This is a genomic window from Massilia phyllosphaerae (assembly GCF_034659755.1).
GTDB lineage: Bacteria > Pseudomonadota > Gammaproteobacteria > Burkholderiales > Burkholderiaceae_D > Telluria > Telluria phyllosphaerae.
Map to the genome: position 1 here is coordinate 308,418 of NZ_JAXSQX010000004.1, position 12,725 is coordinate 321,142.

A 12,725-nucleotide genomic window follows, 5' to 3' on the forward strand; every position below is an offset into this window, starting at 1 on the left:
TAGGCACCACGTGCCCACGCGGACGCAGGCGCTATACAAACGTTACGCGTGGGCACGGCGTGCCCACCCTACGCCGCTTGCTCGCAGTGCGCCTGCCCAAACAACAACTGGTCGCGGAACGACGCGATGTTCGTCCGCTTCTGGATCAGATCGAAATACCAGGGACCATCAAGCACGTCCCCGTAGAGCACCACGCCGGTGAGCCGGTTGCCGGTCACCACCAGGCGTTTGTAGACGCCGCCGCGGCGGTCGCGCAGCACCAGGTCTTCGCTGCCTTCCAGCCCGACGATGTCGCCGGCCGAGTACAGGTCGACCCCGGTGACCTTCAGCTTGGTGGCGGTGGCCTGCTGCACGTAGCGGCGGTGGCCGCTACCGGCCAGGTGGGCCGCGCACACGCGCGCCTGGTCCCAGATCGGCGCCACCAGGCCGAAGGTGGCACGGCGGTGCTGCACGCATTCGCCCACCGCGTAGACGCGCGGATCGTAGGTCTGCAGGGTGTCGTCGACCACGATGGCGCGCTCGACGTGCAGGCCGGCGCTCTTTGCCAGCTCGACGTTCGGACGTACGCCGGCCGCCATCACCACCAGGTCGGCGCCGATTTCCTCGCCGTCGGCGAAACGTACGCCCTGGACGTGGCCGTCGCCAAAGATCTCGGCGGTCTGGCGATTCAGCAGGATGCGCAGCCCCTTGCGTTCCAGCGCCGCGCGCAGCAGGTCGGCCGCGGGCGGATCGAGCTGCTGGTTCATCAGGCTGCCGGTCACGTGGACCACGCTGACCTCCATGCCCTGGCGCAGCAGGCCGTTGGCCGCTTCCAGCCCGAGCAGGCCGCCGCCGATGACGACGGCCTTGCCGCCGCGCTGCGCCGCCGCCAGCATCGTATCGACGTCCTGGATGTCACGGAAGCCGATCACGCCCGGCAGCGCATGGCCCGGCACCGGCACGATGAAGGGTTTCGAGCCGGTCGCGATCAGCAGGCGGTCGTACGGCACGGCCAGGCCCGACTGCGCATGCACGACACGCCGCTTGCGGTCGATGCGCACCACCGGATCGCCCGCGTGCAGGGTGACGCCGTTGGCCGCATACCAGTCGCGCGTGTGCAGCATGATGTCGTCGACGGTCTTGTCGCCGGCCAGCACCGGCGACAGCAGTATCCGGTTGTAGTTACCGTGCGGCTCGGCGCCGAACACGGTGATGCGGTACATGGCCGGGTCGAGCTTCAGCAATTCCTCGACCGTGCGCATGCCGGCCATGCCGTTGCCGATCACGACAAGGCCTGGACGCGCGTTCATAGCCCGACCCACACCTTGCCGTCCTCGACCCGCACCGGGTAGCTGGCCACCGAGTTGTGCGGCGCTTCCAGGCATTCGCCGGTGCGCAGGTCGAAGTGCTGTTTATAGATGGGCGAGGCGACCACGATGCGCTCGCCGATGCTGCCGACCAGGCCACGCGACAACACGGCGGCTTGCGAATTCGGGTCGTAGTTGTCGATCGCGAACAGACTCGGCGTCTCGTTCCCGACGCGGAACACGGCCACCTGGCGCCCGTTCAGCAGCGCGCATACGCCGGTGTCGGGCACGATGCGGTCGAGGGGGCAGATGGCGTTCCACTGCTGTTGATTTGCTTGCAGATCACGGTGCATGATGGGGGCTCCTTCGTAGGGTCAGGCGCTGCGGACGGCAATCGGGATGACGCGCTGCTTGCGTTCTTCGGGGGTGGCCGGACGGATCTGGCCGCGTTCCGGCATGAAGACCACGTTATCGTCGGCGGCGTCGCTGTTCACGAAGGTGCGGAAGCGCTCGCGCACCGCCGGGTCCTCGATCGCGTTCTTCCACTCGTCGCGGTAGGTGTCGACCACGTTCTGCATCTCGGCTTCCAGCTCGGCCGCGATGCCCAGCTTGTCGTCCAGCACCACGCTCTTCAGGTAATCCAGCCCGCCTTCGAGGTTCATGCGCCAGGTGCTGGTGCGCTGCAGGCGGTCGGCGGTGCGCACGTAGAACATCAGGAAGCGGTCGACCAGTTTCACGACCGTGGCTTCGTCGAGGTCCGATGCCAGCAGCTCGGCGTGGCGCGGCTTCATGCCGCCGTTGCCGCACACGTACAGGTTCCAGCCCTTGTCCGTGGCGATCAGGCCGACGTCCTTGCCCTGCGCCTCGGCGCATTCGCGGGTGCAGCCCGAGACGCCGAACTTGATCTTGTGCGGCGCGCGCAAGCCCTTGTAGCGGTTTTCCAGCGCGATCGCGAAGGCGACGCTGTCGCCCACGCCGTAGCGGCACCAGGTCGAGCCGACGCAGGACTTCACCGTGCGCAGCGACTTGCCGTAGGCGTGGCCGGACTCGAAGCCGGCCGCGATCAGCTCTTCCCAGATCGCCGGCAGCTGGTCGACGCGGGCGCCGAACAGGTCGACCCGCTGGCCGCCGGTGATCTTGGTGTACAGGCCGTATTTTTTCGCGACCTGGCCCACCGCGATCAGGCCGTCGGGGGTCACTTCGCCGCCCGTCATGCGCGGCACCACCGAGTAGGTGCCGTCCTTCTGGATGTTGCCGAGGAAGTAGTCGTTCGAATCCTGCAGGCTGGCGTGCTCGGGCTTCAGCACGAAGTCGTTCCAGGTCGAGGCCAGGATGCTGGCGGCGACCGGCTTGCAGACGTCGCAGCCCAGGCCCTTGCCGTGCTTGTGCAGCAGCTCGCCGAAGGTCTTGATACCGCCGATGCGGATCAAGTGGAGCAGTTCCTGGCGCGAGTAGGCGAAGTGTTCGCACACGTGGTTGTTGACCGCCATACCTGCTTTTTGCATCTCGGCCTTCATGATCTGCGTGACCAGCGGCACGCAGCCGCCGCACGAGGTGCCGGCGCTGGTGCAGGCCTTGATGGCGCCGATGTCGCAGGCGCCGCCCCGGACCGCCGCTTCAACGGCGCCCTTGCTGACGTCGTTGCACGAGCACACCTGCGCGCTGGCCGGCAGCGCGTCGACGCCGATGGCCGGGCGCGCGCCGCCTTGCGCCTGCGGCAGGATCAGGAATTCCGGCGCTTCCGGCAGTGCGATGCTGTTTAATACCGTCTGCAGCAGGCTGCCGTATTCGCTGGCGTCGCCGATCAGCACCGCGCCCAGCAGGCGCTTGCCGCAATCCGACACCACGATCTTCTTGTAGACCTGGCGGCGCTCGTCGGTGTACTGGAAGCTGCGGCTGCCCGGCGTGGCGCCGTGGGCGTCGCCGATCGACGCCACGTCCACGCCCATCAGTTTCAGCTTGGTGCTCATGTCGGCGCCGCCGAAAGTACCCGTCTGGCCCAGCAGCGCCTTGGCCACCGTGCGCGCCATGTCGTAGCCCGGGGCGACCAGGCCGAAGGTCTGGCCGTTCCAGGCCGCGCACTCGCCGATCGCGTAGACATCGGGATCCGAGGTGAGGCAGGCATCGTCGATGGCGATGCCGCCGCGCGGGCCGACTTCCAGGCCGCAGGCGCGCGCCAGTTCGTCGCGCGGACGGATGCCGGCCGAGAACACGATCATGTCGGTTTCCAGGAAGCTGCCGTCGGCGAACTCCATGCGGTGGGTAGCGCTTTCGCCGTCGACGATGCGCAGGGTGCTTTTCTGCGTGTGCACGCTCACGCCCAGCGCTTCGATCTTGTTACGCAGCATGCGCCCACCCAGGTCGTCGACCTGCACCGCCATCAGGCGCGGCGCGAATTCGACCACGTTGGTGGCCAGGTTCATGTCGCGCAGCGCCTTGGCGCATTCCAGGCCGAGCAGGCCGCCGCCGATCACCACGCCGGACTTGGCGCGCGATCCGCATTCGAGCATCGCTTCCAGGTCTTCGATAGTGCGGTAGACGAAGCAGTCATTCCTGTCCTTGCCCGGGACCGGCGGCACGAAGGGATAGGAACCAGTGGCGAATACCAGCTTGTCGTAAGCAAGAACTTCGCCGTCGGCCAGGGTGACGGTATGCGCGGCGCGGTCCACCGACGCCGCCTTGGCGTTCAGCTTCATGGTGACGTTGGTGCGGCTCTCGAAGAAGCCCGGCGCCACCAGCGACAGCTCGTCGGCCGATTTGCCCGCAAAGAATTCGGACAGGTGCACGCGGTCGTAGGCGTGGCGCGGTTCTTCGCACAGGACGGTGACGTCGAACCCTTGCCCCGCATGTGCGGCATTCTCGGCCAGCAGGGTTTCCAGGAACTTGTGGCCGACCATGCCGTGGCCGATGACGATGAGTTTCATGATGCGATTCCTTACCAAAGAGTCTCAGGCTGCAGCCGCGGCTGCGTTGTCCAGCGCTGCGGACTTGAAGCGCACGCCGATTGCGCACACGGCCGACACCAGCACCGCGCCGCCCAGGATGAACAGGGTCTGGCGCACGTCGCCGGTGCCTTTCATCAGGAAGCCGGCCAGCACCGCACCGACGTTGCCGCCGGCGCCGACGATGCCGGCCACGCCGCCCAGCGCCTTGCGGCTGACGAAGGGCACCAGCGCATAGGTGGCGCCGCAAGCCATGTGAGTGCACAGGCCGAAGGCGAGCATGGCGGTAATCGCCAGCGCGACGCTGCTCGTCTGCGAGAACCACAGCAGGCCCAGGCCCTCGCCGATCATCAGGATGAACAGCAGGTTGACGCGGCTGTTCAGGTCGCCGCGGGCGGCGGCCTTGTCGGACAGCCAGCCGCCGAGGGCACGGGCGAACAGCGCCAGCAGGCCGAAGCTGCCGGCGGCCATGCCGGCCGCCTTCAGGGACAGGCCGAAGTGGTCGACGTAATAGACGGCGGCGGTGTTGTGGATGAACAGTTCGATGCCGAAGCAGGCGCCGTAGGTCACGAACAGCAGCCAGGCCCGGTAGTTGCCGCAGGCTTGCACGAAGCTGCTCCAGCCGCCCTTGTTGTTCGATTCGAAGGGCACGCCGGCGGCGCGCAGTTCCTTGAAGTTACCTTCCGGGCAATCCTGGGTCAGCTTCCAGTAGGCGACGGCGGTCACCAGCATCGCGATGCCGGGCACCACCAGCGCCACGCGCCAGCCCATGGTTTCGCTGACGCCAGCCATGATCACGGCGCCCATCAGCAGCGGCATCAGGGCTTGCGCCACGCCGCCGCCGCTGTTGCCCCAGCCGGCCGATGCCGCGTTGGCGGTGCCGACTACCCGCGGGCTGAACATCACCGAGGTGTGGTACTGGGTGATCACGAAGCTGGCGCCGACCGCGCCGATCCCGAGGCGGAACAGCAGGAAGCTTTCGTAGCTCTGCGCCGCCGCCACGCCCAGCACCGGAATCGAACCCAGCGCCAGCAGGCCGGTGTAGGTCTTGCGCGGACCGAAGCGGTCGCACAGCGGGCCGACCAGCAGGCGCACCAGGATCGTGATGGCGACGGCGGCGATGTTGATGTCGGCGATCTGGCCGACCGACAGGTGGAACTCGCCCTTGATGACGGGCATGAGCGGCGCGCAGGCGAACCAGGCGAAGAAGCAGATGAAGAACGCGACCCAGCTCATGTGGAACGCGCGCATCTGTGGTGTGTTGAAGGAAAAAAGCTTGATGCTGTTTGCTTTGCCGGCCATGTCAGGTTCCTCGCTTGGGTTCCGTTCAAAAACAAAAAGGCGCCCGCTGCGTGGCCGACGAACATGAATCATGTTTTTCGGGTGCAGCGGACGCCGTTGTCCTGTATGCCGGTCCTTCGTTGGACCGGCTTGTATGGGATCGCCGTTGATCCTTTACCGGAATGTTTGCAAGAGGCGTGCCAGACAGTCCTTCACTCTGGCATCCAGGATGGCGCACCCCGGACGCGCTTCGCTGCGGTGCACAACGCCCCAACATGGGGCGCTTGCGTTAGCGCAAAGCGCACCATCAAGTATTGACAGTTGTTCGTTTGTGAATGGCGAAGGAAGCGGCGTAGTTACGCGGGTCGCGGCCGTTCCACACCTTGCCGTCCATGAGCACCGCGCTGCGCAGCAGGTTGGAGGGTGCCGGGACGCCGGCCAGCAGCGCTGCTTCGCGGTACAGGCTGACCCGGTTCACGCGGCCGGCAACGGCCTGGTAATCGGGGTCCTCGCGCAGCAGGCCCCAGCGCCGGTGCTGGGTCAGGAACCACATCCCGTCCGACAAGTAGGGGAAATTGGCTTCGCCGCCGGCGTGGAATTGCAGCGGATCGGGATCGCTCCAGTGGCGGCCCAGGCCATTGTCGTACTCGCCCTGCAGGCGTGCGGCGATGTCGCGCAGGCTGGCGCCGATGTAGGCAGGGCTGGACAGGACTTCGGCCGCAGCGAAGCGGTGCTCGTCGGATTCGTCGATCCAGCGCCCCGCTTCCAGCACCGCCGCGATCAGCGAGCGGCAGGCGTGCGGATTGGCGTCGGCAAAGGCGGCGCTGGTGCCGAGCGCCTTGCCCGGATGGTCGGGCCAGACGTCCTGGCTGGTGCACACCGTGAAGCCGCTGCCGTCGCGCACGGCGGCGCCGCTCCACGGTTCGCCGGCACAAAAGCCGTCCATGTGCCCGGCCGCCAGGTTGGATGCCATCTGCGCCGGCGGCACCGTCACCAGCTGGACATCGCGCAGCGGGTCGATGCCGCCGGCGGCCAGCCAGTAGGACAGGAACATCGCGTGGTTCCCGGTCGGGAAAGTATGGGCGAAAGTGAAGCGCCGGTTGCCCTTGCGCACCAGGGTGGCCAGCGCTTCCAGGCTGGTCACGCCCTGCTGCGCCAGGGCCTTCGACAGCGTAATCGCCTGGCCGTTGCGCGACAGATTCATCAGCACCGCCATCGGCGTGGCGGCGCAGCCGATGCCCATCTCGACGCCGTACACCAGGCCATACAGCACGTGGGCGGCATCAAGCTCTCCTTTGACCAGGCGGTCGCGCATGCCGGACCAGGAGTGCTCGCGGCTCAGCACCAGCCGGATGCCGTATTTCTCGTCGAGCCCGAGCACCGACGCCATCACCAGCGACGCGCAATCGGTCAGCGGCATGAAGCCGACCTTGATGACGGTCTTTTCCGGTCGGTCGGATCCGGCTACGAATGCGGCTGTCATGAAACGTCCTTATCTATAAATAGTGCGTCGTGCCTGCGGCTCCTGAGCGATGGCCCGGAACGCGTGAACGTCGCCCCCGCGAAGGCGGGGGCCCAAGTTGCACGCATGTCGACAGCGCCGGCAGAACTTGGATCCCCGCCTGCGCGGGGATGACGGGCATCGGCAGGGGGCCGACATCGAGCGGCAGCAGTACGACGACACATCACAACAAATCCTCGACATCCAGCACCCGCTGCGCGATCTCGGCCAGCTTCAGCTTCTTGTTCATCGCCATGCTGCGCAACCGCTGGTAGGCCTGTTCCTCGGTCAAGCGGTTCTTGGCCATCAGCACGCCCTTGGCGCGCTCGATCAGCTTGCGCTCGGCCAGCTGGCGGCGGGTGTCGGAGAGTTCGTCGAGCAGCTTCTGCTCGCGCCTGAAACGCGCCAGCGCCACGTCCAGCACCGGCTTCACCCGCTCCGCATGCAGGCCGTCGACGATGTACGCGGACACGCCCGCGGCCAGCGCCGCATCGACGCTGGTCGGGGTCTGGTCGTCGGTGAACAGGACGATCGGGCGCGGCTCGTCGCGGGTGGCGATCACGATGTGCTCGAGCACGTCGCGTGCGTCGGATTCGCTGTCGATGATGATCATGTCCGGCTGGATCTGGGCGATCCGCTCGGGCAGGAAGATATCGGCCGGCAGCGAGGCGACGATGTCGTAGCCCGACTCGAGCAGGCCGATGCGCAGCGCGGTGTTGCGGTGCGCCTGGGCGTCGGCTGCCTGACTGCCCGCGCTAAGGTCCGGCACGGTATTGACGACGACGATACGCAGGGTGCGCTGGGATGGCGGTTTCATGCCGTTGAGATATGCAAGTTCCGGGCCAGACGCGTAATGCGAAATCCAAGCGACCTCATCAGATATTCAGGATCGGCATGTCTCGACTAAGACCAAACAATAATTGCACTGAAGAAAATATTCACGGAACGTATGGGGAACATCACAAACTAAAAGTTCATTTATAACGAGAGTTTCCCTATACTGCACCGCAACAACACAGGAAATCCACGGAGAAGTCAATGAACACCGCCACCATCACCCAGGCGCAGAGCAAAGGTCTGCGCCACCAATTCGCCGATATCCTCGGCACCATCCGCGGCTTCGCGATCGAACTGTACACCGCCCACGGCGGCTGGCTCGCCCACGATGTCGCTCACCCGGCCAGCGGCGCCTTCGCCCGCAAAGCCGTGAAGCGCAACATCGTTTCGAAATAAGACCGCCCTAATCAATCATCGAGGATATATACCATGACCATCATCGAAATCGTCACCGTTTCCATCTCCGCCCTGGCCATCGCCACCCGCATCGCCATGTTCATCCGCAACCCGTCGCCGACCACCCCGTCGGAACTGTGGACCGCCGAGTACCCGCACCTGCACAACATGTAAGTCCCGCGGTTGCCTTCGCAGCCGTGCATTGAATTCTCCCGCGCCCGGAATTGTCCGGGCGTCGTCATTTCTGGGCCGTGAATTTGCCCAGTATCCGAATCGGCTAGGCTAGAATGCATTTTTGCAATTTCTGACCAAGAAAACATTTTTGTGTTTTCTTCCACGCCGACTCATGAAGCAACTCCCTGCCGTCACTGTACTTGCAGCACTGCTGGCCCTGCCGGCCGCAGCCTCCACCCCCATCACCCTCGACCAGGCCATGGCCAACCCGGACTGGATCGGCCCCGCTGTCGAAACCGCCTGGTGGCGCTGGGACGGCAAACAGGTCTTCTATAAGCAGAAGCGCGACGGCGCCCAGCTGCGCGACACCTGGACCGTCGACGCCGGCAAGGCCGGCCGCAACCGCAAGGTGGACGATGCCGAACTGGGCAAGCTGGACAGCGCAACCGTCATCTACGACGAGAAGCGCACGCACGCGATCATGCTGCGCAACGGCGATTTGTTCGAGCGCGACCTGAAGAGCGGCGCACTGGTCCAGATCCGGCGCGCCAACGGCACCCAGATCGACGCCGTGCAGTATGCGAAGGACGAGCGCAGCATCCAGTTCCGCATCGGTGACGACTGGTTCGGCTGGGACCGCGCCGAACGCCTGCAGGTGCCGCTGGCTTCGGTGCGCGCCGCCAAGGATCCGAACGCGCAAGACCCGGACGCGCTGCGCGACATGCAGCTGCGCCTGATCACCACCCTGAAACGCCAGAAGGACGAGCGCGACGCCGCCCGCGCCCGCGCCGAGGAAGAGCGCCGCGCCGACCCGACCCGCGCCCCGGCCCCGGTCTACCTGGGCGACAAGCTGTCGATCCTGAACAGCCACCTGTCCCCGGACGGCCGCTGGCTGCTGGTGGTGACCGGGCCGAAAGACGCAGATAAAGGCCGGATCGGCAAGATGCCGAAGTACGTGACCGAAAGCGGCTACGAGGAATTCGCGGACGAGCGCACCCGCGTCGGCCGCAACAGCCCGCGCGACCAGGGCCTGAAACTGGTCGACCTGGCCACGCGCGAGGTCAAGGACCTGTCACTCGACGTCCTGCCCGGCATCGCGACCGACCCGCTGGCCGCGCTGCGCGCCGCCCAGAAGCTCGATCCTTTGAAAGGCAAGCGCCCGGTCACGATCGGCTCCAGCGGCGACGCCGTGGTATGGAGTCCGAACGGCGCCAATCTCGCCGTGATGCTGCGCGCGGTCGACAACAAGGACCGCTGGATCGCCACCGTGGACCTGCCGCGCGCCGCCCTGCAGCCGGTGCATCGCCTGACCGACGACGCCTGGGTCAACTACGACAACAACGAATTCGGCTGGCTGCCGGACAGCGGCACGCTGTGGTACCTGTCCGAGGAAAGCGGCTACTCCCACTTGTACACGCGCGACGCCGGCGGCCGCGTGCGCGCGCTCACGCAGGGCAAATGGGAAGCGTCGGACGTGGCCTGGTCGGCCGATGGCCAGACCGCCTGGATGATGTGCAACCGCGCGACGCCGGTGGCCTATGAAGTGTGCGCGGTCTCGGCGCGCGACGGCAGCACGCGCGAAGTCAGCCACCTGGACGGCGGCGTCGAGGACTTCCGCCTCTCGCCCGACCAGCGCCAGCTGCTGGTGCACTACTCCGCGCCCTACCTGCCGCCGCAGATCGCCACCCTGCCGGCCGGCGGCGGCACGGCCGTCAGGCTGACCGACACCCGCAGCGCCGGCTTCAAGGCGCGCGAATGGATCCAGCCGCAATTCGTGGCGGTGCCGTCGACCCATGGCGCCGACCCGGTCTGGGCCAAGCTGTACCGCCCGGCCAAGCTCGATCCGGGCAAGACCTACCCGGTGGTGATGTTCGTGCACGGCGCCGGCTACCTGCAGAACGTGTCGCACCGCTACTCGGTCTATTTCCGCGAGCAGATGTTCAACAACCTGCTGGTGCAGAAAGGCTACGTGGTGCTCGACATGGACTACCGCGCCTCGAAAGGCTACGGCGCCAAGTGGCGCAACGCGATCTACCGCCAGATGGGCCACCCGGAACTCGACGACTACCTGGACGGCGTCAACTGGATGGTCGCCAACCAGCAGGGCGACCCGAAGAACGTCGGCATCTACGGCGGCAGCTACGGCGGCTTCATGACCTTCATGGCCATGCTGCGCGCCCCGGACGTGTTCAAGTCCGGCGCCGCCCTGCGGCCGGTGTCCGACTGGACCAGCTACAACCACGACTACACCGCCAACATCCTGAACACGCCGGACCTCGATCCGGAAGCCTACAAGGTGTCGTCGCCGATCGAGTATGCGCAGAACCTGAAGGGCAACCTCCTGATCGCGCACGGCATGGTCGACGACAACGTGCTGTTCCAGGATTCGGTGCGCATGTCGCAGCGCCTGATCGAGCTGAAAAAGGATCACTGGGAGCTGGCGCCGTATCCGCTGGAGCGGCATTCGTTCGTGCAGCCGGAAAGCTGGTACGACGAGTACCGCAGGATCTACCAGTTGTTCGAGCGGACGCTGAAGCCGTAAGCCGCAGCCCCGCCGGCAGCGCTCAGGATTTCCTGGGCGGCGCCAGCGGGTCGAGCAGCTGGCCGAGGACGGTCTCGGCCAGCGGCGTATCCGTGCCATACGCGTCCGGCCAATGACGCGGCAGGTAGTGGCTGCCGAACAGGCGGTCCAGGACCGGCAGCGTGGATGCGTAGTTGCGGTTGATATGCCCGTGCCGGGTATGGTGCCAGTGGTGGAATGCCGGTGTCGTGACGATCCATTCCAGCGGCCCCAGGCGCCAGCGCACATTGGCATGAATGAAGAAGCCCCACAGCTGGCCGACGATCAGCAGCAGCGCCGGGGCGGCGCTGCCGGCAACGCTGGGGCCGGCCAGCCCGAGCAGGTACAAGGGCACTAGGCCGAACAGCCGGGTGATGACCATGTCCACCGGGTGCGTGCGCGTATTCGCCAGGAAATGCATGTGTTCCGTACCGTGGTGCAGCGCATGAAACCGCCACAACCAGGGAATTTCGTGGCTCAGGCGATGGCCCCAGTAAAAACCGATTTCCCCAATCACGAAGGCCAGCGCCATCCGCGCCGCCACCGGCAAACCGGCCACCGCCGTGTGCAGCGCGGCCGGCACCAGGTGGGCGGCGGCCACGGCCAGCAGGGCCGCCGGCACGCTCAGCACCACGACCGGCACCAGGCTGCTGATCACGTAGTAGACCAGGTCGTGGCGCAGTTGGCGGCGAGATTCGGGGCGCGGCCGCGGTGCGTGCCGGGCGCCGAACCAGCGTTCGAGCGGAACGAACAGCAGGGTCAGCAGCACAAGCCAGACAGCGAGGCGCAGTACGGCCGCCGCAAATTCATTCAAGGAAAGGTTCATGCATCATTGCCGGCCGCCGGGACGGCCGGACTCCACGCAGGTTCAGGACTTGTTGTTGCGACGGCGGCGTGCCATGAAGCCGGCCAGGCCAATGCCGCCCAGCAGCAGGCTGATGGTCGATGGCTCGGGCACGGCACTGGTATTGGCATTGGCATTCATCGACACGCCATCCAGCAGCAGGAACGGCGGTGCGCCGGCGCTGCCGCCCTTCGCCAGGAAGCTCAGCATTTGGCTGGCGCTCGTGGCCGTGAACGCCATGCTCGCGGTTTTCCAGCCGCTGAACTCGCTATCCGCGATCGTCAGGGACGCGGTATTCAGCGTGGTATTGCCGAAGCTCACCTGCCAGTAGTTGTCCAGGTTGGCGCCGCCGAAACCGGCCTGCTGGCCCACCGCATAGTCGAAGGTCAGCAGGTAGGACGTACCCACCGACAAATCGTTGATGGTCTGCGACAGCAGGCCGGGACCATATTGAGCATCGGAAGCGAACACATTGCCGCCATTGGCCGATGCAGTGTAATTCTTCAATTGCTTGACCGAGGTGGAAGTACCTGCAATCGGGTTACTCAGAACGAAGTTATAACCGCCGTCGCCGGTGTTGCTCGGCGCACTGTTCCAGCCCGTCAGGGTGGTGCGATAAGTCAGCGTGGTGCTGCTGCCTGCTGTCAGCTGCTTGTTAGTACCATTGGTCACGGTTTCAAAGCCGCCATTGGTAATCAGGTTCGCATTTGCAACGTTCGCGCTGAGCGCGGCAAGGGTGATCAGGGACAGGAGGATAGGTTTGACGGACATTGAACAGGCTCTTTCAAGACATACAGCGGATTGAGTATCGGTCCGGTCCGGACCGCCGGAAGCTCGACGGTATGCATCATCAAGCTTGGAGTGCATTAATACATGGCACTAATTATTGCAATAAATCCATTGT

Annotated in this window: 11 protein-coding genes; 3 read left to right on the forward strand and 8 right to left on the reverse strand. The window is 65.7% G+C overall.

All coding sequences use genetic code 11. The annotated features are described in order from the left end of the window. Nucleotides 1-68: 68 nt before the first annotated feature. The 6 genes from U1H99_RS17200 to U1H99_RS17225 all read right to left on the reverse strand — a co-directional run bounded on the left by U1H99_RS17200 (nt 69) and on the right by U1H99_RS17225 (nt 7,827). Nucleotides 69-1,289, reverse strand: coding sequence for an NAD(P)/FAD-dependent oxidoreductase (locus U1H99_RS17200; protein ID WP_323142939.1), 1,221 nt, complete (start codon nt 1,287-1,289; stop codon nt 69-71). Beyond that, nucleotides 1,286-1,639 carry a nitrite reductase small subunit NirD gene (nirD, locus tag U1H99_RS17205; RefSeq protein ID WP_323142940.1) on the reverse strand — a complete coding sequence of 118 codons (354 nt, stop codon included), beginning with the start codon at nt 1,637-1,639 and terminating at the stop codon, nt 1,286-1,288. Before nirD ends, U1H99_RS17200 begins: the two co-directional genes overlap by 4 nt. Before the next feature lie 21 nt (nt 1,640-1,660). Continuing rightward, nucleotides 1,661-4,210 (reverse strand): nitrite reductase large subunit NirB, encoded by a 2,550-nt coding sequence (gene nirB / locus U1H99_RS17210; protein WP_323142941.1) that lies wholly within the window; start codon nt 4,208-4,210, stop codon nt 1,661-1,663. Between the two features lie 24 nt (nt 4,211-4,234). Then, complete coding sequence (locus U1H99_RS17215; RefSeq protein ID WP_323142942.1) at nt 4,235-5,530, reverse strand: MFS transporter; 1,296 nt, start codon at nt 5,528-5,530, stop codon at nt 4,235-4,237. 286 nt (nt 5,531-5,816) lie between these two features. Further along, nucleotides 5,817-6,992 carry a CmpA/NrtA family ABC transporter substrate-binding protein gene (locus U1H99_RS17220; protein WP_323142943.1) on the reverse strand — a complete coding sequence of 392 codons (1,176 nt, stop codon included), beginning with the start codon at nt 6,990-6,992 and terminating at the stop codon, nt 5,817-5,819. A 202-nt stretch (nt 6,993-7,194) separates the two neighbouring features. After that, nucleotides 7,195-7,827 carry an ANTAR domain-containing response regulator gene (locus U1H99_RS17225; protein ID WP_323142944.1) on the reverse strand — a complete coding sequence of 211 codons (633 nt, stop codon included), beginning with the start codon at nt 7,825-7,827 and terminating at the stop codon, nt 7,195-7,197. Nucleotides 7,828-8,048: 221 nt separating this feature from the next. On the opposite strand from U1H99_RS17225, the gene U1H99_RS17230 reads away from it, so the two are divergent. The 3 genes from U1H99_RS17230 to U1H99_RS17240 all read left to right on the forward strand — a co-directional run bounded on the left by U1H99_RS17230 (nt 8,049) and on the right by U1H99_RS17240 (nt 10,959). Next, nucleotides 8,049-8,243 carry a hypothetical protein gene (locus tag U1H99_RS17230; RefSeq protein ID WP_323142945.1) on the forward strand — a complete coding sequence of 65 codons (195 nt, stop codon included), beginning with the start codon at nt 8,049-8,051 and terminating at the stop codon, nt 8,241-8,243. Nucleotides 8,244-8,276: 33 nt separating this feature from the next. Continuing rightward, complete coding sequence (locus U1H99_RS17235; RefSeq protein WP_323142946.1) at nt 8,277-8,417, forward strand: hypothetical protein; 141 nt, start codon at nt 8,277-8,279, stop codon at nt 8,415-8,417. Between the two features lie 172 nt (nt 8,418-8,589). Further along, on the forward strand, nt 8,590-10,959 hold the full coding sequence (locus U1H99_RS17240) for a S9 family peptidase (RefSeq protein WP_323142947.1): 2,370 nt from the start codon (nt 8,590-8,592) through the stop codon (nt 10,957-10,959). 22 nt (nt 10,960-10,981) lie between these two features. On the opposite strand, the gene U1H99_RS17245 is transcribed toward U1H99_RS17240, so the two are convergent. Beyond that, the gene (locus tag U1H99_RS17245) at nt 10,982-11,803 is read right to left on the reverse strand and encodes a sterol desaturase family protein (protein ID WP_323142948.1); all 822 of its coding nucleotides are present in this window, start codon (nt 11,801-11,803) and stop codon (nt 10,982-10,984) included. Nucleotides 11,804-11,845: 42 nt separating this feature from the next. Further along, nucleotides 11,846-12,688 carry a PEP-CTERM sorting domain-containing protein gene (locus U1H99_RS17250; RefSeq protein ID WP_323142949.1) on the reverse strand — a complete coding sequence of 281 codons (843 nt, stop codon included), beginning with the start codon at nt 12,686-12,688 and terminating at the stop codon, nt 11,846-11,848. Nucleotides 12,689-12,725: the final 37 nt, after the last annotated feature.